The following is a 23771-nucleotide window of genomic DNA, read 5'->3' on the forward strand; positions in this document are numbered from 1 at the left end:
TTACAACGTGACAACCGAATGTTTTTAAGCACGACACAGCGTACTTCCAAGGAAGAATTCCTGGATGATTTTTCGTTAGAGGGCGAAGAGTTACGCGATGCGTTGGACAAAATCGCGACAATAAATCAGTGGTTAGGCGGCAATCGGGTTACGCTCGACGGGATAAAGAATTTGCTTAAAGATTATCCCAAAGAACATGTTATTTCTATTATCGATATTGGGTGTGGTAATGGCGATATGTGTCGGGCGGTGGCCGACTTTGCCAAAAAGAAAGGGATTAATGTTAAAATTTTAGGCATTGATGCCAATGCCTATACTGTCAATCATGCGCAAGCCAGTTCTATCAACTATCCCGACATAACGTATGCAACGGTAAACATCTTTGACCACGGGTTTTCTGCAATTGACTATGACATTGCACTATGCACGTTGACACTACACCATTTCACCGATCAAGAAATTCAGTATTTGATGGGGTTACTTGGTAAAAAAGCCAAACTTGGTGTCGTTATTAATGACTTACAACGCTCGGCTTTGGCCTACCGACTATTCCAACTCATTTGTTTCGTCTTTCAACTCAACAAGCTGTCCAGAGAAGATGGCTTAACGTCTATTTTACGTGGGTTTAAAAAGCAGGATTTAGTTTATTTTTCTAAACAACTACGGTTAAAAGACTATCGTATCAGCTGGCGATGGGCGTTCCGTTATCAATGGATTATCAAAAACGTATGAGTGTAAAAATAGCGGCCGTTGCAAAATCGTTACCACAGAATTGGCGGGATACGAGCGACATTTTACCTTTTCTTGATGCTTGGCTGGAGGGTCAGGAAAGCCGATTTCAACGAAAAGTAAAGAAAATATTTGAAAATGCGGCAGTCGATAGGCGGTATTCCATTATGGGGCCGACGGAGGTATTTGCCAATACATCGTTCGAAGAAAAAAATGCTATTTATAGCCGCGAATGCATCAAATTAGGCGAAGATGTTTTAACGAAGGCATTAGCCAAAGTAAGCTGGAAGCCAACCGATATTGACTACCTGATTACAGTTAGCTGCACAGGGATTATGATTCCCTCCCTGGATGCTTATTTGATCAACAGTTTGCAAATGAAGCAGGATATAGTTCGGTTGCCAGTTACAGAAATGGGTTGTGTAGCTGGCGTTTCTGGCATTATTTACGCGAAGAATTTTCTAAAAGCAAATCCAGGAAAACGAGCTGCTCTACTCGCCGTAGAATCGCCGACAGCTACCTTTCAATTAGATGATTTTTCGATGGCTAATATCGTTAGCGCGGCCATTTTTGGTGATGGAGCCGCTTGCGTTTTACTATCTTCACACGAAGACGATACCGGTCCAGAAGTGCTTGCAGAAGAAATGTATCATTTTTACGACGCTACTCACATGATGGGCTTTAACCTGACAAACAGCGGTTTACAAATGATTTTAGATAAGGAAGTCACAGAAAATATTGCCACTCATTTTCCGGCCATAGTTCACCCTTTTCTAGAAAAAAACGGGCTGGTTATCAATGATATTGACCATTTAATTTTTCATCCCGGCGGGCGAAAAATAGTAGAAGTGGTGCAGGAATTATTCGGGAAACTGGGCAAGAATATTGATGATACGAAAGAAGTACTACGGCTGTATGGAAATATGTCGAGTGCTACGGTACTTTATGTATTAGAGCGATTTATGGACAAAGAACCTCAAAAGGGAGACTATGGTCTCATGCTAAGTTTCGGTCCTGGTTTTTCAGCGCAACGCGTTTTATTACGGTGGTAAACGAATTTAGCCATACTAATTATTGGGCAATTATTCTGGGCGGCAGTACAGGATTAGGCTTGGCAACGGCGAAAAAATTAGCGAAACAGGGCATGAATCTGTGCATTGTTCACCGCACTCGAAAAGCTGATATTGCCGACGTTGAGCAAGCCTTTAGGACTATCGAAAATGAAGGTGTATCACTAAAACAATTCAATATAGATGCGACAAATTCAGAAAAACGAACCGTTGTTATTTCGGCTCTGAAAGAAACATTTAAGGAGGGCGAAAAAGTTAGAGCGTTGATTCATAGTATTGCTAAAGGAAATTTAAAACCGATGGTAGCTAACGGAAATCAGCGGCAACTTCGGCATGACGATTTTCAGCTAACCATCGACGCGATGGCAATTAGTTTATATGACTGGACAAACGATTTGCTTTCAGCAGGGTTGTTTGCCGCCGATGCCCGCGTTATCAGTTTTACCAGTGAAGGCAGTCTGAAAGCCTGGAAGAACTACGCGGCTGTTTCGGCGGCTAAAGCAGCGTTGGAGGCTATTTCCAGAAGTATTGCCTTAGAAATGGCCCCGTTCGGCATTCGGTCTAATTGCATTATGGCCGGCGTTACCGACACGGCTTCTTTACGGCTGATTCCTGATGCTGATAGTTTAATGAGCCATAGTAAACAGCGGAATCCATTTTCGAGGTTAACAACACCCGAAAACGTGGCCGATGTTGCCTATTTATTATGCAAAGACGAAGCCGCCTGGATTAACGGTGCTGTCATTCCGGTCAATGGCGGAGAACATCTTCAATAAACGTATACGCTTGCAGAACTTTACTCACATTTACGAAAAGCTACCGTACAGCAAACCCTTTTTGTTTGTCGATGCCCTGCATCACATCGACGAAAATGGTGTTGAAGGCAGTTATACGTTTCCCGAAGACTCGTTTTTTTACGCAGGTCATTTCAAACAAAGACCTGTCACACCCGGCGTCATTTTAACTGAAGTGATGGCCCAGATTGGTGTGGTTTGCCTAGGTATTTTTTTGCTGGATGCGACTCTTACAAATGATATTGGCATAGCCATGACCGCTACGCAGATTGACTTTTTTAAACCCGTTTTCCCCACCGAAACCGTTACAGTTCGCTCAACAAAAGAGTACTTTCGATTTTATAAGCTAAAATGCAAAATTGACATGTTGAACAGTCGTGGAGAATTGGTGTGCCGGGGCACCATTTCGGGGATGATGAAACCGAACAATCATGCGTAATCGAGTGGTAATCACTGGTCTTGGCGTGGCAGCTCCCAACGCAGTGGGGGTGCCTTCCTTTTCAGACGCGATTCAGGCTGGACGAAGCGGCATTTCCTTTCAGCCGGAACTAGCCGAATTGAAATTTTCGTGCCAGATTGGTGGAATCCCACCTGTTACCGAAACAATTAAACAACAGTATTTTACCGAATTACAACTTCGCCAGCTTACCAGCAGTGGGGTAATTTATGGCGTCATTGCGGGTTTGGAAGCCTGGCAAAACGCTGGTCTTTCCATAGCTACCGATGAGCCCGATTGGGAAAGCGGTATTGTGTTTGGAACAGGTCTTTTGGGCATCGACAAAATCCGGGAATCAATTTATAAAGTCGATGCGGGACAGGTAAGGCGATTAGGCAGTACTGCTGTTGTTCAAACAATGGCCAGTGGTGTAAGTGCTTATTTGGGTGGCATAATAGGCTGCGGCAATCAGTTAACGGCTAATTCATCCGCTTGCGCAACGGGCACCGAGGCCTTGTTGCTGGCCTATGAACGTATTGCTAACGGCTACGCAAAACGCATGCTGGCAGGTAGTTGCAGCGACCACGGCCCTTACATGTGGGGCGGCTTCGATGCTATGCGCGTGATGCCCTACCAATTTAATAATTCACCAGAAAAAGCATCAAGGCCACTGAGTGCCACAGCAAGCGGCTTTGTACCCGGCAGCGGTGCCGGTGCGCTAGTAGTGGAATCGTTAGAAACGGCATTGGAACGTAACGCACCCATTTATGCAGAAGTGTTGGGAGGTCATCTAAATTCGGGTGGACAACGGAGAGGTGGCTCTATGACCGCACCCAATGCCTTCGCCGTAAAACGCTGCATCCAAAAAGCAATGGAAGAAGCCGCTATTCAACCCAGCGACATTGATGTTATTGATGGTCATTTGACGGCTACCATAAAGGACTCAGCCGAAGTGACTGCCTGGTGCGAAGCCTTAGGCCGTCGTGGCGCTGATTTTCCGTATATTAATTCGTTGAAATCAATGGTGGGACATTGCCTAAGCGCGGCTGGCAGCATCGAATGTGTGGCTGCCGTACTTGAATTACACGATGGGTTTATTTATCCATCCGTCAACTGCGAAGATCTTCATCCGGAGATTTCAGCGATGATAGCCCCGGATAGAATTCCACAACAGCTTATCAGAAAAAATATTAACGTAATTGCAAAAGCTAATTTCGGTTTCGGCGATGTGAATGCGTGTGTTATTTTTAAAAAGTTTCAATCGTAGATTAGGGGTATGCAAACGAAAGACGAGTTGACGGCAGCGCTTAAAAAAATTGTAAAACCTTATGTGCAGGATGAACAGGCATTTGAAAATGTCACGGAGAATACAGATTTCATAAATGACTTAAAAGTAAACTCAGCTAATCTGGTTGATATTGCGTTAGATGTCGAAGAAGAATTTGAGATTGAAATTGACAATGAGTCTATGGAACGCATGCTTACCGTTGGATCCGCGATAGACATTATTACGAAAAAACTGGCCGAAAAATGATTGGCAATGACATTGTCGATTTAGCTCAGGCAAAGCAGGAAAGTAATTGGCGTCGGAGGGGGTTTTTAGATAAAATCTTTACACAACATGAGCAGCAGCTCATTCTCGAAGCGAACGATTCTGACCGCATGGTCTGGCTATTATGGAGCATGAAAGAAAGTGCGTATAAACTGTCCGTGCGAAGCACCGGATTACGTCTTTTTGCTCCAAAAAAAATAGCTTGCTTTGTCAACGGACCAACTACAGATACTACAGAAGGTACTGTTTTTTATACCAGAGAATACCATACTAAGTCGTCAATTACAGCCCAATACATTGCTACCGTTGCGTATGAGGCCACTATCATTCCGGCCTATACACACGTAATTGTTCCGTTCGATAATACAATCTACCAGACCCATCAGCGCGTTATTCGGGAACAAATAAAGCATCGATGCGCGGCCAGGCTAGCCATTCCAGAGCAGGCAATTCACATTCATAAAGACAGCGCTGGCACTCCCCTCTTAACCGTTGATAATGTAGTAAAGATACCCCTCACCATCAGCCATCATGGCTATTATGGCGCCTACGCTCTTGGCTTGATATAGTAAGTCAAGACATAAGATTTCCGTAAGAATCGCTTGTACAATTTGACTTTTCGATGAAAAATCAGAAGCACTTTTTGTACTAAACTAATAAAACTAAACTATTTAGGTGTGTATTTCTGTTAAGTAATAGAGAAGAAGAATCAACAGATTTCGTTCCTCTACGTTGATTATAAATAAATTACATAAAACATGACACTATCACACGCGCTAAAACATAAAAATGAAGCTAAGGAAACATGGGTCAGTATTTGTACTTTTTCGCGTTTATTCATTACTGGCTTTATCCAGCAAAATATCTTGGTATTCGAGGGCTTAAACCGAATTTCGACACCATTTGGCGGTAACGTACTAGCCAAAAATCAATAATCTACGCAGCTATTGCTGTAGAAAATACATTTTAGCCATTTCTCAACACGATGAATAGTAACAACATGACTGCCTTAGAAAAGCACATTTTCTCTCTACAACAGAAAGTAGAACAACTTAATAATGAAGTTCTAACACTAATTGCTCTTGCTTCGCCAGAGAAGCATGAAACCCATAGAACTGCTGTTTTCAAAGCCAGTAGCCAACTGACAGATAACACGTCTGCTTTAACTAAAAAGTCGCAGGTAGGAATCAATCGGTATCGGCAATTACGGGCAAGTGAATAAAACCAAAAACTGATGAGTCAACTCATCGATATAGACATTTCTTTCGGCAATGTCGGTCTATCTCCTGAAAAGTAGATTGATAGAAATATTAGTACCACAGACTCTCTCTTGGCAATCTATCGGATGGAGGAGTAACTAATCAAGTTTACAAGTTGCTGCGGGGAGCCACCGGACTGCGTTCGGTGACTCCCCGCAGTAGGTAGTACTCTACTCGGTATGAATGAGCCAGTTATGTTGTAAACTGGCTCATTCATACAATGAAATTGTAGACTAGTTGCTGGTTCTATAATTGAAACGTAGAGGTAAACTAAGCCTTTCTTTTCAGACTTGGTTACTTAAAATTATGCCTATCTTCACTCGTAGAATTCCTCTGAGAATAACCTACTTCATGAAGCAGTCCAGTTCGAAACCCTCCGCAAAAAAAACTATTCTCATCATAGTCTGGGATGGTTTTGTGGCTGGCACACTGGATGCCATTGCGGCTATTGGCCTATTTTTGAGCGCAGGTGGTAAGCACCCTGTTCGCGTTTTTCAGTATATCGCCAGTGGCATTTTTGGGAAAGATGCCTTTTTGGATGGGTCGGCGATGATCATTTGGGGCATAGTTTTTCACTTTTCCATTGCCTTACTATTTGCAGCATTTTTCTTCCTGATACATCCACAAATACGGCAGGTTATTGGCAATCTAATGGCCATTGGGTTGTTATATGGGTTATTGATTTGGCTAGTAATGAATCGAATTGTTCTTCCACTTAGCAATGTGTCTGCTCAACCAGTCGATCCAGCTCAATCCCTCATAGGAATGGTTATTTTGATGGTTTTGGTTAGTTTGCCTATCGCCCTTATTGTGCATAAGCATTATTCAAAAACCTGATCGGCTAACCGTGGGCTTATCTTCTCATTAAGGCTGTCCGGCGAGAATCGAGTTTGAGGAAAATGAATAGCAGGATAGAAAAAGACCAGAGCGAGGAACCGCCATAACTGAAAAATGGCAACGGAATGCCAATAACAGGCATCAGCCCTATAGTCATGCCAATATTAATCATGACGTGAAAAAAGATAATTCCGGCCACGCAGTAGCCATATACACGGGCAAACTTCGTGCGCTGCTTTTCAGCAAGGATCACGATACGCGAAATTAACCCGATAAAGAGGGCCACAACAACGAATGCACCGACAAATCCGTGCTCTTCGCCGATAGTGCAAAAAATAAAGTCGGTGCTTTGCTCAGGTACAAAATCAAACTTAGTCTGTGTTCCCTCTAAGAAACCTTTACCCTGAAGCCGTCCAGAGCCGATAGCTATTTTGGCCTGCGTTACATTCCAGCCCACACCCAGCGGATCAATTTTGGGGTCAACTAGTACTTTAATCCGGTTACGCTGGTGTTTTTGAAGAACATTATTGACAAAAAAATCGACGCCTGTTACGTATCCCATCATCAGAATACCAATCAAGCCCATTGCCATCAGGGTGCTTACTATGCGGTTGTATCGTGGCATAATTAGAATAATCAGTCCTAACAGAGCAACGATACCGATGAAGATATAGAGCTTTGGAAAGATTAAAGCCAGTACAAACAAAGCGGCTGCCGTAATGCCAAGCGCCGGAATCCAGCCCGGCAACCCTTCACGGTAAAGCATAATAACGAACGATGCGAACACGAGTGTTGAACCGGTTTCATTAGATGCCAAAATAAGAATACAGGGCAGTATAATAATGCCACCAATGTACATTAGATCTTTTTGCTTGGACAGGTTAATACCCGGCACATCCAGATACTTAGCCAGCGCCAGCGCTGTTGCCACCTTTGCAAACTCTGCGGGCTGAATAGATAATGCCGACCCAAATTTGAACCACGACCTCGACCCGTTAATATTCGTTCCGGCAAAGAGAACCAAGATCAACATCAGAATCATGACGCCGTAGAAAACAAAGGCAAACGTGTCGAAAAACGTATGGTTAACCACTAGAATACAGATGATCAGGATCACCGTCGTACCGATCCACATCATTTGTTTTCCGGCATTGGTTGTCATATCAAAAAGACTGGTATGGTCTTCGGGGCTATAAACTGCGGCATAGACATTCAGCCAGCCCATCGTTACACAGCCGAAATACAGCAGGAGCGTGAGCCAGTCAATGTTTTGTGAAAATGGGTCGTTATTACGGGCCATTGAACTCAGTTTTCCTTTTCTCCTGCGTTCGATCCGGGGAGCCCGCTTCGTCAGCATGATAAATAAGATTAGTTAATTTCCGCTTATAGTGACTTCCGCGCTCCACTTTGGCTTAGTAGCGGTCATCATGGGTTTGGGAACGGTTCCTTTTTGAGAGGTGTCTTTTTTCGGAGCAATAGGTTTCTTCACTATAGGAAGTCCCCCAACGGGCGGCAGATAGTTTGCTGCTTTTACCTGCTCATCCAGCTTTTTCGCTTCTGTTTTACGTTTCAGGTAGCGTTCGGCCACCAATGCAGCTACTGAAGCGGCTGCTTTACCGCCCCACCCCGCATTTTCAACAAATACAGCTACCGCAATTTTGGGGTTGTTCATCGGCGCAAAACCGACAAAAATGGAGTGGTCGAATTTGTGGCCAAATTTATTGTTTTGCGACGTGCCGGTTTTACCGCACAGATCAATACCGGCAATATTAGCTAAAGGTGTCACCGTACCATGTGCTACTGCCCCGCGCATTCCATCGATCACCGGCAAGTAATATTTATAATCAATGCCCGTCTCATGTCGCTCGTTATATTCAGCCGGAAGGCCAACGCCTACTTTGCCAAAGCCTTTGATATAGTGGGGAGTAATATACCAACCCCGGTTAGCAATAGTTGCCGCCAGATTAACCAGTTTAAGGGGGCTAATGAGTAATTCCCCTTCGCCAATACTAAGCGAATAGACGTTCGAAAATTTCCAGCGTAACGCACCCCGATAGGCTTTGTCATAATACTCAGGCGTGGGCAGATTTCCCTTTAATTCGCTTGGCAAATCGACGCCAAGCCGATCACCAATCCCGAATTTTTCAGCCATATCGTGCCACTGCTTTAGTCCTATTGCTGATGCTTTGAATGTATTATGTTCTCCGTTGAAATAGAGAAATTTACGGAACACATAATAAAAATAGGGATTGCACGAATTTTGAACGGCTCCACGCAGGTCATTGCCCCCATGGCAGTGACAGCGCATAGGAGAGCCAGCGTGGCCATAAACTGTGTTTGGGAAAAGGGATCCCTGTTGTTGTGCCACCAGCGCCTGAATCAATTTGAAGGTTGAGCCGGGCCGATAACTAGCCATGATGGGCCTATTGATAAGTGGCTTGTAGGGGTTCTTGATTAATGCCCGATAGTTTTTAGAGAAGAATCGACTCGATAGCAAATTAGGGTCATAGGTTGGCGCCGAGACTGAAACCAGAATTTCGCCCGTTGCTGGTTCTATGGCCAGCACGGCTCCTACTTTGTTCTGCATCAGACTATCGGCGTACTTCTGAACTTCGACATCAATGCCCGTTATAAGGTTTTGCCCAGCAATGGCTAACGTATCAAAGGCACCATTTTTCCAGGAGCCTTTATTAACACCCCGAACATTCTGCATCATGAACTTAACGCCCCGCTTACCACGCAGCTGCTCTTCATACTGCTCCTCAAGCCCGTTATGACCAATATAATCACCCTGCCGATAATAGAGAATATCCTGATTTTCCAGCTGCTTTCTGCTAATTTCACTAACGTAGCCAAGGGCATTCGACAGCGTATGGGCCGGGTAAGTCCGCATAGAACTAATTACCGGCTCAAAGCCCCGATAATCGACCAGTGCATCCTGAATTCGGGCAAAATCTTCTTTGGAAAGCTGACGCAGAAATAGCGACGGTTTTACGGGGGAATAGTTTTTAGCCAGCCCCATAATACTATCGAATTCGGGGAGACTTAATTCCATCATCCGGCAAAAAGCCGCCGTGTCGGGAATCCTGACCTGCTTGGGTGTGACGTATAGATCGTATACAGGAGTATTGTAAACGATAAGTTGATTATTCCGGTCGTAAACCTGCCCCCGATAAGGTACTTCTACAACTCGCTTTATAGAATTCTTCGATGCGCCCAGCGAGTAGGTATCATCCAGCACTTGCAGATAAAATAATCGAATCAGATACGTCAATCCAACCAGGCAGAAGACGCCAATAATAACCCACTTACGATTCTCTAACATGAGAATAAATTCCTTTCAATCAAGCTACGTACTCTCTACAAAGTTAGTCCATTAACGACGAATTAAGTTCTTAATGATGGATTATGACTAATAAATGATGAAGGAAAATTGACCCTGATAGTTGAGGTCTTTTTCCATCATTACTAATTCATAATCCATCCTCAAATATTACCATCCTTTTGCCATTGTTCGTATCCGGCAGAGATACATATCGGACGTGATATAGAGAGTTGAGCCATCATCACCCCAGGCACAGTTTGCCGTAGCAACACCAACTTTAATATGTCCCAAAAAGTCACCCGCTGCCGATAGGACCAGCACACCATTACCACCCGTTACCCATAAATTACCAGCTCGGTCCACTTTCATCCCGTCAAAACCACCCTCAAGACCCTGTTTTTTCATCCCCTCGGCACCGAAAATAGTGCGTCCCTTACCAACTGAACCATCTGCTTGTAGCGGGTAGGCCATAACGACTGGGTTAAGTGGGTCTGACTGAGCCACGTAAAGAGTTTTCTCGTCGGGGGACAGAGCAATCCCATTCGGGCGGGTTAGATCACTTACGACAATAGACACTGTACCGGGTACACCAGCCCGTTCGGGTGCAATGCGATAAACGCCCCAGCCAGCCGTTTCCCGACCAGGATCTTTTTCTTTCTTCGGCATTCCGTAGGGTGGGTCGGTGAAATAATAACTGCCGCTGGAGTGGGCTACGACATCGTTTGGACTACTGAACCGTTTTCCGTTAAAATTGTCGGCCAAGGTGCGTTTGCCTCCGCTTCCGTTCATGGGCATGGCCGTTATGCGCCGATCACCATGTTCGCAGGCAATGAGCCTTCCCTGCGGGTCAATAGTGAGGCCGTTGGAACCGGGCTCTTCACTGTACGGACCCAAACCTGTGTAACCGGATGGCTTCAAAAAAGGTGTAACGCCTTCTTTTTCAGTCCATTTGAAAATGGTGTTCTGCGGTACGTCGGAAAAAAGCAGAAAAGCCTGGTCTTTCACCCAAATTGGCCCTTCTGTCCAGACGAAGCCGCTAGCCAGCACCTCGACCTTAGCTTCTGCTGAAATAAGTTTGTCCAGCCGAGGGTCGAGCCTAACAATCTGACCAATGGTTGGGAAAGGGGTCGTTTGGGCGAAAGCGAGATTTACGGCGGCTACCAGCCAGCCAGCCAATACAATAGAGTTTAGTTTCATGGATACCTGTTAGGAATAAGTATAATGCTACGCCGAATTTAGACGGGTCACAAGATGAGAAAGTGATTTAAGCACACTTTTTAATTATACTGACAACTTTGCTTATTTTTAAGCGGGTTTTCTACTCCCCAATCTGATTTTGCTATGAACGATAAAAAACGAGCGGCTACGTCGGCTAACCAGGAAAGCAAATCCCGACGGTCGTTTCTAAAGACCCTTGGGTTGGCTGGCACAGCTGCCGCTACCGCCCCAGCCGCGCTGGCTAACACGCCCTCAATGGGCATTCCGCAATACCTGAATCTGATTAAAAGCCATAGCAGCACGTCGGCTAATGATAAGGTTCGCATCGCTCTTATCGGTACGGGTGGTATGGGTATCGGCGATACGCAAACGGCTCTGATGGTCGATGGTATTGAAATGGTTGCGGCCTGCGACCTGTATGATGGCCGTTTGCGCCGGGCTAAAGAACTGTGGGGCGATCAGCTTCCGGTTACGAAAGATTATCGTGAACTACTGGAGCGGAAGGATATCGATGCTGTCATTAATGCGACAACCGATCACTGGCACGAAAAAATATCATCTGATGCCATGCATAAAGGCAAGCACGTGTACTGCGAAAAGCCTATGGTTCAGAAGGTTGATGACGGGCATACACTTATTAAAGTAGCGAAAGAGACGGGCAAAGTTTTTCAGGTTGGCAGTCAGTTTGCCAGTTCGTTGCTTATTGCAAAAGCGCGGGATATACTGAAAGCTGGTGATATTGGTGAGCTTGTCTTTGCCGAAGCTATCTACGACCGGCATAGTGCAATGGGAGCCTGGCAGTATTCAATTCCACCCGATGCGTCTCCACAAACCGTTGATTGGGATACATACCTGGGTAGCGCCCCGAAACGCCCTTGGGATCCGCTCCGTTTTTTCCGGTGGCGCAACTATCAGGATTATGGAACGGGTATTGCCGGTGATTTGTATGTCCACTTGCTAACCTCACTGCACTGCATTACGGGGTCAAAAGGCCCAACCAGAGTATATTCGAGCGGAGGAACGCGCTATTGGAAAGATGGTCGCGACGTGCCAGATATTCAACTCAGCATTTACGACTACCCAAAAACGGCTGAGCACCCAGAATTTAACCTAACAACCCGGTCCAATTTTGTCGATGGTGGTGGCGGTAATTATTTGGTACGGATTGTGGGCACAGAGGGTGATTTATCGCTCGGTTTCGACTCGCTAACGGTTCACCGGAATAAGTTTCCGAAGGCTCCGGGTATGTCAATTGACAATTTCCCAAAAGACCAAAAGGAACTGTACGTGCAGGAATATAATAAACTGTATCCACCACATCCCGAACTGGATGGCCCTAAAGAGTTTAAATACGCATTCCCAAAAGACTACAAAGGCGATCGGTACGAGCACTTCGTAAACTTCTTCAAGTCGGTCCGAACAAATTCGCCGAACATAGAGGATGCTACATTTGGGCTTCGCGCTTGTGGACCAACGCAGTGTGGCAATATGAGTTTCGCCCAAAAAAGAGCTGTTAGCTGGGACCCGATAAATATGAAAATTTTAGGAGCCGTTTAAGGACTGAGTACAGCAAGTCGGGTAATTAGTAAGGCATTTGATTCTTTCTCTGAAAACAGGAGAGAGAGTCAAATGTCTTTTCTTTTTCTGGCAAATTAAGTCAGATCACAAAAGCAAGGGCAAATAGTTTTTTCATCATAAATAACACATTTATTGCGAATATGATCATTATTACCATACATTTATAGTGAATACTCCCATTCATCAAAATAAAATTTCAATCCCCTATGAAGGAGTTCACGAAAGTACTCGCAGCTCTCTGGCTTATCCCAACGCTATTATTAGCGCAGGGTAAAGACCCAAAGGCGTCTAACAAGCGGGTAGATGCACAAATTGAGCAATTAAAAAAGGAAGCAATTACGGCAATTGATCAACGTAAAGATCAGGCTCAGCAAATCAACGATATGCTGTTCAGCTTTGCAGAGCTGGGTTTCCAGGAAGAAGAGTCCTTCAAATACCTGACCACGCTGCTCGAAAAAGAAGGATTCACGATTCAGAGAGGTATTGCCGGTATGCCCACTGCCTGGATTGCCACCTGGGGTTCGGGCAAACCTGTAATTGCTATTGGCTCTGATGTAGACTGCATTCCCAAAGCCAGCCAGAAACCGGGTGTGGCCTATAAAGATCCTATCGTAGAAGGTGCACCAGGTCACGGCGAAGGTCATAACTCCGGGCAGGCGCTCAATATCGTGGCAGCACTGACAGTAAAACAGCTTATGGAAAAGAATAAGCTGTCGGGTACGTTGATGCTTTGGCCGGGTGTGGCCGAGGAATTACTCGGTTCCAAGGCTTTTTACGTCCGTGATGGTTATTTCAAAGATGTTGATGCGTGTATCTTTACCCACGTTGCCGATAATCTGAGCGTTTCCTACGGCGATGCGGGCTACAATGGTATGATCTCGGTCAAGTTCTCGTTTGAGGGTCAGGCCGCTCATGCTGCGGCTGCCCCCTGGCGCGGACGTTCTGCACTCGATGCGGTCGAATTAATGAATATCGGGTGGAATTTTCGTCGCGAACACCTCGAACTAACACAACGCTCTCACTATGTGATCTCGGATGGTGGTGACCAACCGAACGTCGTTCCATCAAAGGCCTCCGTTTGGTATTATTTCCGGGAACGATCGTATCCTAAAATAGTAAAACTCTTCGAAACAGGCGTAAAAGTAGCCGAAGGGGCCGCGCTAATGACCGATACGAAATTCACCTACGAAATTCTGGGGTCAGCCTGGCCGGGACATTTTAACAAGCCCATAGCCTCCGTGATGTATGACAATATCAAACGAATTGGCTTACCCACCTGGTCTACCGACGACCAAATGCTTGCCAAGGCTACTCAAAAAGAATTGCAGTCGCCTAAACGAGAGGGGCTAGCTGTAAAATTAGATACAATTGGGACACCCGTTGGGTCTGGTCCAACGGTTATGATGGGCGGGCAATCAATGGTACCACTTAGTGGAGGTTCTGACGATATATCAGATATATCGTGGGTCGTTCCAACCGTGGTTCTTCTTTATCCGTCAAATATTCCCGGCTTGCCGGGTCACCATTGGTCCGACGCTATTTCGATGGCGACACCCATTGCCCATAAAGGAGTTGTAGCTGGCGCAAAAGTTGAGGCCATGACCTTGCTGGACATGTTGCTGAAACCCGAAATTATTGAGCAGGCCAAAGCTTATTTTACAGATGAGCAAACCAAAGAAACGAAATACAAAGCGTTGATTTCGTCGAAAGAGATTCCGGCAGTTTATCTGAACAAAAAAATAATGGCCGAATTCAAGCCTAAGCTGGAGAAATTCTACTACGACCCAACAAAATATAAAACCTATCTGGAACAGCTCGGTATTAAATACCCAACACTGCGCGACGATCAGCGGGCAGATCTAGAGAAGAAACCAGTATCTAACGGGAAGTAAGACTTAAAAATCCAACATGGACAACGGCTAACCAAGTCAATTGGTTAGCCGTTGTCCATGTTGGATTTTTCAAATTCTAGTCAACCTGAATGAAACCCCGCCCCACCCCCAGTATGCCCATTATAGTTGCTCCCTCGGCCCTAATACGCAAGTCTGTTTTTGCGTCAGATGTGAAGAAAGAAACGGTTGCTCTTCCTTCAGTATCGGTTTGAATCATGGGTGCCCAGAATAATGTGGTACGATAATCTGGTCTTCGGCCTGGATTGGCCCGGTCTGGACTAACATCATAACGGGGTGCATAAAACTCGCGCACTGGCGCATAGCCTGGTAATTTAGCGATCAATGTACCGGGTGCTACATCCTTAGAGAAATCATAGGTAGGCCCGCCCCGTTTGGTCAGAATTGAAATCACACCACCCGATGCCCGAGAGCCGTAGATAGCAGCCGATGCGCCCTTCAACACATCAACCCGATCAACGTCCTGTACCGAAATAGTGGTTGCTGTTTGCAGGTCAACCGGCATACCATCCAACACAAATAACGGCTCAACGGGGCCGCTAAAATTAACAGCCCCCCGAATCTGTACCCGCGCCGTCAAACCCGAACCCGTGACTTGTACACCCGCTACCCGCCCCTGAATTACGTCTAGTATTGTCAGCCGACCAGCCGTATTTGTCTGATCAAATTTGACACTCGCATCGGGGGAGCCATAGATAGTTCGTGAATCTCGTTCCTGATATTTTTTGGCTTTAACGGTCACAGATTGCAGTAACACTTCGCCATTACGTCGGATTTGGCGTTCAATTTCCTGATATTCTTTTGTTCGTTTTACAAAGTCATCCAACTCGTCGCGCCGGAATTCCAATGGATTATAAGGCACTTGCGTAATCGTTACGGTTGGTGTCAGAAGCTGGTCGAGCGAGATAGCCAGGTTCCGATTAGCATTCCCTTTCAGCCCCTGAATCATTACGGTCGTAGTGTCGGTAAAATCAAGATCATACGCGCCATAATAACCTGACTCATTGGTTTCTCCAATCAGAATGTCACGTTGGTTACCACCAGCCGTACTATCCTTCTTTGCCAGCATGAAAGTTAGCTTAACTTTACCACCAGTGTCTTTCTGATTTGGGCGCACCACCCGGCCCGTTAGTGACAAGCCTCTTTCCACAGGATACTTGGTCGGCGGCACGGTACCCGCCAGCACCTCACTCCAGGAGAAACGTCGCCAGCCCTGAGTCATCAGTAGCAAATCCAGCTGCAACCACCGCTCTTTATTAGTTGGTTTAAAGTAATAGTCAGGTTGTTCGATAGTGCCAGCCAAATCAGATGACAGCAGCAAATGCGACCGAATAGTGGCGCTGTTAGAATCAGCTTCGGGCGCGAGTCGGTTATCAACAACTGCTACCGACAGATTAGCCGAGACAGGTTTTCCATCTGCATTGGCTGTGTTAATCGTTAGGTCAACCTTCTCACGATTTTTATATCTGGCTTTGTTGGCAACCAGCAAAATATTGAGTTGCTCGCTCTTATTGATAAAAACAAGCCGCTCACAAACCGGTTTGTGAGTTTCGTCGAAGAGGGTCAGTTGAGCAATGCCTTCGGGGAAATTGGCACGAGGTAGCCGCACCACCGCCATTTTTTTAGTCAATGGTATTTTTGCGGCCTGAATAACTTGTCCTCTTGTCTGAGCGCTTAAGGTTAGCCTAGCCGTGGTATCTGTGCGCGTTTTATTGTGCATCAAATACACCAATACATTGTCTTTATTAGTCAGGTTTTCAACTTGCATAACCACTCCTTGCTCTTGCACGGTCGGCATTGGATAGGCTACCAATGTGCCATCAGCAAGCGGTACAAAAGCGGTGTATGTGTGTGCCAGCTCAGGCTTAAACATAAAATAACCCATTCCTAAATGCGTGCTGGCAAAACCGCTGACAGTGTCCTTCTTCGCATCGAGCACAAACCCTTTCACAGATATACCTTGCCCCGATGGATTAACGGCTTTAAACGCGACACGACTACTTAACCCGGCAACTAACTGGCCGCCTTCGGGCAAAAACTGTATATCTGGCCGAGCGGCCAATTTCGCGATTTCTGTGTTCGTACTGACATCATCCGCGTGCAAAATAGTTACTGTCTTGGTGAAGAAATACGCGTCGGGGTAATTCCGCATAAAGTTGGTATACGCGCGGAGTTGGTAAGTACCAGACGGCAGCGAATCAGCTACTAGAAGTTGGCCTGGGGCATAGCTGTTTGTGGCTCGAAATTGCGCCCGCAACCGAACACGTCTGGCAAGTGGGTCCACTAAATCAACATATAATACCCGACTGAGCGTGTCAGCCTCATGTGTAGTTCCGTTAAAAATATAGCCCTTCAACCAAATAGTTTCGCCACTGAGGTAAGCGTCGCGGTCAGTATGAATATATACTTTCTCGGTAGGTCGCTGTTGGTTATAAACACGAAACAGTTCGAGTAATCGTTTAATGAATTCGTCGTCGGTAGAGCGAAAGGAAAAAAATAAAGTCACTGTGAGAACGGAGAACAGGCTAACTAAGCGAAAAACGACTGGACGCATAGAATAGATTTTAGGATTTAGTTCCTTCCTATAGTATTGAAGTGACTAATTTAGCAAAAATACCCTCTTTTAACCATGACTATACCTACTCACAAAACGGCGTTAGTCCTCGGTGCCACGGGCCTCATCGGCAATTTACTGACCCACCGGCTCGTTGATTCGCCAGTTTACTCCAATGTAAAAGTGTTAGTCCGTAAATCTTTAAGTTGGCAACATCCTCGTTTACAAGAAGTTCAATTTGATTTTGATCATCCAAATGGCTTATTAACGCAAGTCGACGATATTTTTTGCTGCCTTGGTACGACAATGAAAAAGGCAAGGTCGAAGGAGGCTTTCCAAAAAGTGGATTATAAATACCCACTTGATATTGCCCGATTAGGATTGGCCAATGGTGCCCAGCAATTTGCTATCGTTACAGCGATGGGCGCTGATACAGAATCATCTTTTTTTTATAACCGCGTCAAAGGCGAAATTGAGCGTGACTTAACTGCCTTAAACTATCCAAGTTTACTTATTTTCCAACCTTCCCTCCTACTCGGTGATCGAGCCAGTTCGGGCCGAGGTGAATCCCGTTTTGGCGAACGTATAGCCGAAGGTGCTATGCGGTTGTTTAGCTCACTGATCCCGGCAAAATACAAAGGTATTGAGGCTGCCAAAGTGGCAAACGCTATGCTGACAACGGCGCAACAGGGTTTAACGGGCAAACACGTTTTCAAATCTGATGCGTTGCAGGCATATTAGTGAGTCTATTGTCTTTGCAACACGCCCACATCACCGGTCTGAAATTCAATTGTTAATTCATTCACTGAACTCAGTGTATAGTGCCATACAGACTGATCACAATTAGGGACAATACAATCAACGCAGATATTAGAAATCAACAGTTCGTTTGCCTTACCAAAGTGAAATGAATAACAACTCGACCAGTTGGAATCAATACTGCCGGATGACAAAAAAGTAAAATAAATGGGTTGGTTTTTGACGACTGCTTGCTTTCTTAGTAAAGCAGATCCGCCGGTCAATACCCATTTGCCATATAATTGATCAGTACGGTCTATTACTTTCTGACAACCAAAACTGACCCAAAAAATAAATAATAGTAGAAGAGGACGCATAGCTTTTCAGTTGCCTGCAAGACCCAATTCATACCTTATTAGTTGTAAACCCGTTGAATCAATTTCTAAAAACGCGGCTGATTTAGATACATATATATAGTTACAAGTGCGATAAGTCAGTGAATAATAATTGTCGGGAAACCTGATTCAGTTGTTGTTCTGAACCCTGCAAATGAAAGGTTGTATGCCGATGTTTTTGTTTCGCACCGGGTACTAAACTAGCGGCTGGTGATGAGGATTCTAATTCATAGAATTTACCCATCTGCGTCTGACCGGATTTCATTGGACCATCATTATAGGCATTAATAACATCGCCCGAATAAGGGTTTTTTTGATGCTCCCAGGCTGAATTGACGTATTGTCGGTCTTTCTGGTCGAAGTCGTAAGTAATAAGCGTTAAGGTTTGGGTTTTGGAGTCGTAGCTGCCAAGCCAGTTAGTGGCTCGTGCAGGCGAAACCCCAATCTTGCTTCGATAATGAGCATCAGCCGTAAATAGGGCGGCTGTTTTTCCAATACGCAATCGTTCGGCTGGCACTTTGCCGAAATACGAATCACTTATTGGTTGGCCTACCCCCTGCCGATAGGGAACAATAATAGTTGTTTTAGGCGACGCATTCATCATACCTAAAATCCAGATTGACGGCGTTCCTGTTTGCAAATTCCAGGCTTTTTTTCCTTTATTCGTGATTACATTTTCCGATTCAATACCAACAATTTTAAGTGAATCGGCATGGATAGACAACTTTTCTTTTATTTCAGCTTTGGTTAACAACCGGACTGTTCGCTCAATACCGAGGTCAAACCGAGTTCCGGTATAGTTAGTTAGCGATACGTTACGGGTGAAGGTGGCGGACGTTTGCGTACTATCCGTAAGTGTAAACGACTCTGAGTCAATAGCTGCTGGCGTTTGCCAATGATCAGCATTAAAGGGGTCACCTTTTTTGAAAAACAGTGCGTACTGCCCACCTTCCGGACCAAGCCAGAATCGGTCTTCGCCCCCAAAAGCATTCATATGCGGAAGAAGTTTCTTCGAGCGAATCAAGTCGTAATTTATCCAGCCGTAACTAGATTTCCCGTCGGCACTGCTAGTCATCACGCGGCCCTGATAGGCTGGACAAATCAAGGCGTGGGCATCTCCGCTTTGTAATTCGATCAAATTGGGCTGGTACTTCCGTAAGAAATCCCGGTCTTTGTCGTACGAATTTGAGTTAGACGATTGAATTTCAGCAGTTGAGCTACTGGCTTGCGAATCGCCGGTTTCTGATTTCCGACCCGAACAGGCTGCTACTAAACTCACAAAAATGAAGGCGACGATTTTTACCATGGCAATGTATATAGCGAGACGAAAATGACGAACTTGAAGCGTCAATAGTCTGTCAGTGTATACTCCTACAAATCACCGTGCCTACCCAATCTACTTTCCCGAGTGACATACATATCCGGACCGCCACTAAAAATGACGCCCCAATTATTTATGACTTTTTATGCACGCTAGAAGGAACTACGCTAGATCAAGCTGCCTTTAATACTGTTTTCGATCATAATTTAGCCAACCGGCTTATCTATTATTTGGTGGCTGAACGGTTTAGCGAAATCGTTGGATTTGTAAGTTGTCACGTTCAATATATACTACACCACTGTGGCAAAGTGGGGGAAATACAGGAGTTATTTGTTCGGCCTGATGTTCGAAATCAGCACATTGGGAAGCAACTTATGACGGCACTTGACGTATTGGCAGGACAGGAAAATTTCATAAATCTGGAGGTTACGACTAATCAAAAACGCACTGACACCATCCGGTTTTATGAACGGGAATCATTCAGCCTAACTCATTTTAAATTAGTTAAACCTATCCATCCTTGATTCGCTACTCTTTCTGATCGCTCTTTATCACCTACAACAAAAAACGTTAGTAAGGGAAAACAGAAGAGCCGGTTTCTCGAATGAGAAACCGGCTCTTCTAGTAAAACCTATAGAAATTTTAATTCAAAAACTTCAGTCGCAAGTCGTTTAATTGGCTACGAATAGAGTCGTCAACCTGCCGGTCGCCAAGACGCAATACATAACCACCAATAAGGTTTGAATCAAGTTTTTCTTCTAACTCGACCAACTTACATCCTGTAGTTTTCATAACCATTGCCTCGAACTTCTCACGCTGTGTAGCCGTTAGCGGCACAGTCGTAATAACGGTTGCTCGTTCAATACTTTTCAGTTTATTATATTGACTAATAAACTGATCAGCGATGGCATCCATGATACCTTCCCGGTTCTTTCTGGCAATAATTTGAAAAAAAGCCATCGTTACCGGATCGACCCGATTCGTAAAAGCCGCAGTCAGAACAGCACTTTTCTTTTCAGCACGAATAATGGGATTCTTCAGCATAAGCATCAGCGCCCGGCTTTGTTCCACTGTGTTCTTAAAGAACTGCATGTCCTTATACATCGTCTCGGTCATGCCTTGTTCCTGCGCCAGATTTAACAGCGATTTGGCATAGCGGGCGGCAACTGTTGCAACGGCCATAATCGATTAGTTTAAGCGTGAATTAGAGACAAGATCCGTTACCAATTTTTCCTGCGTTGACTTATCACTAAGTTCTTTACGAAGAACTTTTTCTGCAATGTCGAGCGACAGGATAACGACTTCTTTTTTCATTTGTGCTACTAAAGCCTGCCGTTCATTTTGCATCGACTCGCGCGCTTGCTCAAGAATGCGTTGTCCTTCGGCAGCAGCTTTGTCACGCGAATCAGCCACCATTTTGTCGGCGGCTTCTTTTGCACCACGCAAAATAGCTTCACGCTCTATACGCGCCTGCACCAGCAATTTTTCGTTATCAGCTTTGAGCGCGGTCATATCCAGCCGTGTTTTTTCGGCCAGATCAAGGGCACTCTGAATATTATTTTCGCGTTCACTAAGGCTTTCTGTAATGGGTTTCCAGGCAAATGCGCGAAGAATCAAAAAGAGGCCGAGGAACACTACTACCTGCCAAAATAACAGACCGAGATCGGGAGTCAGTAAGTCCATGAGTGTGAATTATGGATAAATCAGTAAATAAAATGTGAAGTCAATCTTTTGGTAGAGAACGCTCGCCCGTCGGCAACCCCAAACGGGCGAACGTTTTCTAAAAATGGGCGAGTAGTGATGCCAGTGCCTAGTGCAACCAGCCTACTCAAACTTGAGTGCCTGCTTAAGCCGTAGCGACCAGCAGACAAATAACAGCGGCAAACAAAGCCACGGCTTCAATCAGAGCCGCAATAATCAGCATGGCAGTTTGGATACGACCAGCCGCTTCTGGCTGACGGGCAATACCTTCCATAGCACTACCACCAATTTTACCAATACCCAGACCAGCACCAATAGCGGCCAAACCAGCACCGATAGCGGCACCCATAATCGCCACACTACCAGTAGCTTCTAACAGCAAGGAAAACAACATTGCAAACATAAAATTCAAACGTATTTATTAGTGAAACAAAAGATTGCTTTTCAATTCTATCAACTGGCAATAGCCACCTGATAGTTAATCATTAACCTAACTCTGAGGTTGTTCCCTCATAACCGATGCCGTGGTCAGCTTCGTGATGGTCTTCCACCGCGCTACCGATATACATAGCCGTCAATAGCGTAAAAATAAACGCTTGCAGAAACGCCACCAGTAATTCGATCAAATTTAGAAACAACGTAAAAAACAGCACGACCGGGCTTATTGCAATACTCGTACCCATGCCGCCCATATGATTAGCCATGAAAATAAGGCCCAACAGACTCAGGATAATAATGTGTCCTGCAGTGATATTGGCGAATAACCGTATCATGAGCGATAAAGGCTTCATGAATACGCCTACAATTTCGACCGGAATCATAATTGGCAGTAACGCAATGGGAACACCCGTTGGCTTAAGGATGTGAAGCCAGTAGTGTTTATTTCCGCTAAACGTAACGATTAGAAACGTAATGACAGCCAGCACCAGCGTAACAGTAATATTACCCGTCAGGTTAGCCGCACCCGGTAACAAACCCAGCAGGTTATTAACCAGAATAAAGAAGAACAACGTCAGCAGATAGGGCAGAAATTTCGTGTATTTAGGCCCAATACTCGGCTTGGCAATTTCGTCGCGAACGAATAAAATAATCGGTTCCAGCAATGACTGAATACCTGTAGGAGCTTTGCCTTTATTTTTGGTATACCCCCGACTGACAGCCGGAAACAACAAGAGCATTATCACGGCGCTTAATAACAGCGACGCAACATTTTTAGTAATAGAGAAATTGTAAAGCTTAGCTTCGTGATCCACAGTTCCGGCTTCTGTAAAACGGTGAATTTTACCATGTTCGTTTTTATAACCGTTATAAACCTGCTCATGAGCGAGTCGCGATGAGGAGAATACTTCCAGTCCCCGATCCTTCGAATATAAGATCACGGGAAGTGGAATGGTGAAACCATGTGCTAACTCCCAGCCGTGATCATCTTTAATATGGTGCATAATCATAGCACCCACATTAAATTTTCCTTTTTCGGCGTGTGCTTCGCCTTCTTGTTTGGCAGGCGTTTCACCTTCGTGGCCATGCTCTTGTGCCTGTGCACCCACTAACGAACTCAGAATGAGAGCCGTTGCTAAAAAAAGTTTATAAATAACCGAACGCATAAGATGATGTGACAGATCGTTTTTACGAATCGCGTCGCAAGTTACGAGTAAGAGCCCAAATCTCAAAGCCCGTGTAACATATATATAGTACAAGAAAGTCCATAACGAAGGCCCGGCGTTGCTCGATATGGCGGAATAGAAAAAAACTAATAAAGGCCAGCCCCAGCACAAGACGGGCAACGGTAGCAGCTAGGTACAGTGGTATAAATCGTTCCTGATTGTCCTGTAAACCAGTCTCTACCAATCGATGTGTCAAAAATGAAACACTTAAAAAAAAGAGTAACAGAATCTTCCAACTGGGGTGCAGCCAGGGCGAAACAGAATATCGTTCGGCTATGAAAAATGCAATTGCCAATAAAAGTGTAAATAGGACTGTACGGAGCATAATGGGCATTGATTCCGAGGTCTGAAGTGTCGACACTTCAGACCTCGGAATTCTATTTTTTTGTTAGTTGACGGATAAATAGATAGAGCGATGCTCCAATAGCCGTCAGAGATAGTACAATTGTCCAGATAGGCCGATGATTATTCTGCCAGACATCCAGCTTCATACCTGCCCATACGCCCAGCCCGATGGTACCCAGCATTTGAAAGGCAATACCACTAAATTGTACAAACGATGTTGTCTTTTCAGTTACCTTCTTGATTGGCTCCTCTCCCTGTCCCGGCTTATCTGGATAAGTCTGATTGGGTTGGTCGGGGTTGTTTTCCATAGAATTAGGGGCTGTCATGTTATATGCCGTGCAAAAT

Annotated in this window: 24 protein-coding genes; 13 read left to right on the forward strand and 11 right to left on the reverse strand. The window is 45.1% G+C overall.

The window, feature by feature from the left end; genetic code table 11:
• The first annotated feature begins 18 nt into the window (after window positions 1–18).
• The 9 genes from ACFS25_RS23715 to ACFS25_RS23755 all read left to right on the forward strand — a co-directional run bounded on the left by ACFS25_RS23715 (window position 19) and on the right by ACFS25_RS23755 (window position 6677).
• On the forward strand, window positions 19–732 hold the full coding sequence (locus tag ACFS25_RS23715) for a methyltransferase domain-containing protein (protein ID WP_381505960.1): 714 nt from the start codon (window positions 19–21) through the stop codon (window positions 730–732).
• Window positions 711–1781, forward strand: coding sequence for a type III polyketide synthase (locus tag ACFS25_RS23720; RefSeq protein ID WP_381505963.1), 1071 nt, complete (start codon window positions 711–713; stop codon window positions 1779–1781). Before ACFS25_RS23715 ends, ACFS25_RS23720 begins: the two co-directional genes overlap by 22 nt.
• Window positions 1775–2575, forward strand: a complete 801-nt coding sequence (locus ACFS25_RS23725) for an SDR family oxidoreductase (RefSeq protein ID WP_381505965.1) — start codon at window positions 1775–1777, stop codon at window positions 2573–2575. The genes ACFS25_RS23720 and ACFS25_RS23725 overlap by 7 nt, the downstream gene beginning before the upstream one ends.
• A gap of 10 nt (window positions 2576–2585) precedes the next feature.
• The gene (locus ACFS25_RS23730; RefSeq protein WP_381505967.1) at window positions 2586–3032 is read left to right on the forward strand and encodes a 3-hydroxyacyl-ACP dehydratase FabZ family protein; all 447 of its coding nucleotides are present in this window, start codon (window positions 2586–2588) and stop codon (window positions 3030–3032) included.
• On the forward strand, window positions 3025–4296 hold the full coding sequence (locus ACFS25_RS23735) for a beta-ketoacyl-[acyl-carrier-protein] synthase family protein (protein WP_381505969.1): 1272 nt from the start codon (window positions 3025–3027) through the stop codon (window positions 4294–4296). The genes ACFS25_RS23730 and ACFS25_RS23735 overlap by 8 nt, the downstream gene beginning before the upstream one ends.
• A 9-nt stretch (window positions 4297–4305) precedes the next feature.
• Window positions 4306–4563 carry an acyl carrier protein gene (locus tag ACFS25_RS23740; protein ID WP_381505971.1) on the forward strand — a complete coding sequence of 86 codons (258 nt, stop codon included), beginning with the start codon at window positions 4306–4308 and terminating at the stop codon, window positions 4561–4563.
• Entirely contained in the window at window positions 4560–5150 is a 591-nt protein-coding gene (locus ACFS25_RS23745; RefSeq protein ID WP_381505973.1) for a 4'-phosphopantetheinyl transferase family protein, read from the forward strand. The genes ACFS25_RS23740 and ACFS25_RS23745 overlap by 4 nt, the downstream gene beginning before the upstream one ends.
• Window positions 5151–5566: 416 nt before the next feature.
• The gene (locus tag ACFS25_RS23750) at window positions 5567–5803 is read left to right on the forward strand and encodes a hypothetical protein (RefSeq protein WP_381505974.1); all 237 of its coding nucleotides are present in this window, start codon (window positions 5567–5569) and stop codon (window positions 5801–5803) included.
• Window positions 5804–6191: 388 nt separating this feature from the next.
• Complete coding sequence (locus tag ACFS25_RS23755; RefSeq protein ID WP_381505976.1) at window positions 6192–6677, forward strand: DUF1440 domain-containing protein; 486 nt, start codon at window positions 6192–6194, stop codon at window positions 6675–6677.
• 16 nt (window positions 6678–6693) lie between these two features.
• Here ACFS25_RS23755 and rodA read toward each other — a convergent pair whose 3' ends face one another.
• From rodA to ACFS25_RS23770, 3 genes are all read right to left on the reverse strand, one after another.
• Window positions 6694–7977 (reverse strand): rod shape-determining protein RodA, encoded by a 1284-nt coding sequence (rodA, locus tag ACFS25_RS23760; RefSeq protein WP_381507067.1) that lies wholly within the window; start codon window positions 7975–7977, stop codon window positions 6694–6696.
• 72 nt (window positions 7978–8049) lie between these two features.
• Window positions 8050–10002 (reverse strand): penicillin-binding transpeptidase domain-containing protein, encoded by a 1953-nt coding sequence (locus ACFS25_RS23765; protein WP_381505978.1) that lies wholly within the window; start codon window positions 10000–10002, stop codon window positions 8050–8052.
• A gap of 168 nt (window positions 10003–10170) precedes the next feature.
• Entirely contained in the window at window positions 10171–11199 is a 1029-nt protein-coding gene (locus tag ACFS25_RS23770; protein ID WP_381505980.1) for an SMP-30/gluconolactonase/LRE family protein, read from the reverse strand.
• A 144-nt stretch (window positions 11200–11343) separates the two neighbouring features.
• Here ACFS25_RS23770 and ACFS25_RS23775 point away from each other — a divergent pair, with 144 nt between their 5' ends.
• Window positions 11344–12777 carry a Gfo/Idh/MocA family protein gene (locus ACFS25_RS23775; RefSeq protein WP_381505982.1) on the forward strand — a complete coding sequence of 478 codons (1434 nt, stop codon included), beginning with the start codon at window positions 11344–11346 and terminating at the stop codon, window positions 12775–12777.
• A gap of 227 nt (window positions 12778–13004) precedes the next feature.
• Window positions 13005–14690, forward strand: coding sequence for an amidohydrolase (locus ACFS25_RS23780; protein ID WP_381505983.1), 1686 nt, complete (start codon window positions 13005–13007; stop codon window positions 14688–14690).
• 76 nt (window positions 14691–14766) lie between these two features.
• On the opposite strand, the gene ACFS25_RS23785 is transcribed toward ACFS25_RS23780, so the two are convergent.
• Entirely contained in the window at window positions 14767–17262 is a 2496-nt protein-coding gene (locus ACFS25_RS23785) for a TonB-dependent receptor plug domain-containing protein (RefSeq protein ID WP_381505984.1), read from the reverse strand.
• A 75-nt stretch (window positions 17263–17337) separates the two neighbouring features.
• On the opposite strand from ACFS25_RS23785, the gene ACFS25_RS23790 reads away from it, so the two are divergent.
• The gene (locus tag ACFS25_RS23790; protein WP_381505986.1) at window positions 17338–18003 is read left to right on the forward strand and encodes a Rossmann-fold NAD(P)-binding domain-containing protein; all 666 of its coding nucleotides are present in this window, start codon (window positions 17338–17340) and stop codon (window positions 18001–18003) included.
• Window positions 18004–18477: 474 nt separating this feature from the next.
• Here ACFS25_RS23790 and ACFS25_RS23795 read toward each other — a convergent pair whose 3' ends face one another.
• Window positions 18478–19701: a DUF6786 family protein gene (locus tag ACFS25_RS23795; protein ID WP_381505989.1), complete on the reverse strand. Its 1224-nt coding sequence runs from the start codon at window positions 19699–19701 to the stop codon at window positions 18478–18480.
• 77 nt (window positions 19702–19778) lie between these two features.
• Between ACFS25_RS23795 and ACFS25_RS23800 the strand changes: the two genes are divergently transcribed.
• Window positions 19779–20240 (forward strand): GNAT family N-acetyltransferase, encoded by a 462-nt coding sequence (locus tag ACFS25_RS23800; protein ID WP_381505991.1) that lies wholly within the window; start codon window positions 19779–19781, stop codon window positions 20238–20240.
• 118 nt (window positions 20241–20358) lie between these two features.
• Here the strand turns inward: ACFS25_RS23800 and atpH are convergent, their stop codons facing one another.
• From atpH to ACFS25_RS23830, 6 genes are all read right to left on the reverse strand, one after another.
• Window positions 20359–20898 (reverse strand): ATP synthase F1 subunit delta, encoded by a 540-nt coding sequence (atpH, locus tag ACFS25_RS23805; protein ID WP_381505993.1) that lies wholly within the window; start codon window positions 20896–20898, stop codon window positions 20359–20361.
• A 6-nt stretch (window positions 20899–20904) separates the two neighbouring features.
• Window positions 20905–21399 carry a F0F1 ATP synthase subunit B gene (atpF, locus tag ACFS25_RS23810; RefSeq protein ID WP_381505995.1) on the reverse strand — a complete coding sequence of 165 codons (495 nt, stop codon included), beginning with the start codon at window positions 21397–21399 and terminating at the stop codon, window positions 20905–20907.
• 163 nt (window positions 21400–21562) lie between these two features.
• Window positions 21563–21811, reverse strand: a complete 249-nt coding sequence (gene atpE / locus ACFS25_RS23815) for an ATP synthase F0 subunit C (RefSeq protein WP_381507070.1) — start codon at window positions 21809–21811, stop codon at window positions 21563–21565.
• A gap of 91 nt (window positions 21812–21902) precedes the next feature.
• Window positions 21903–23021, reverse strand: coding sequence for a F0F1 ATP synthase subunit A (gene atpB / locus ACFS25_RS23820; protein ID WP_381505997.1), 1119 nt, complete (start codon window positions 23019–23021; stop codon window positions 21903–21905).
• A gap of 22 nt (window positions 23022–23043) precedes the next feature.
• Window positions 23044–23406, reverse strand: coding sequence for a hypothetical protein (locus ACFS25_RS23825; RefSeq protein WP_381505998.1), 363 nt, complete (start codon window positions 23404–23406; stop codon window positions 23044–23046).
• 52 nt (window positions 23407–23458) lie between these two features.
• A complete protein-coding gene (locus ACFS25_RS23830) occupies window positions 23459–23734 on the reverse strand; it encodes an AtpZ/AtpI family protein (protein WP_381506000.1) in 276 nt (91 codons plus the stop codon).
• Window positions 23735–23771: the final 37 nt, after the last annotated feature.

The organism is Spirosoma flavum, from assembly GCF_042686045.1.
Classification (GTDB): domain Bacteria; phylum Bacteroidota; class Bacteroidia; order Cytophagales; family Spirosomataceae; genus Spirosoma; species Spirosoma flavum.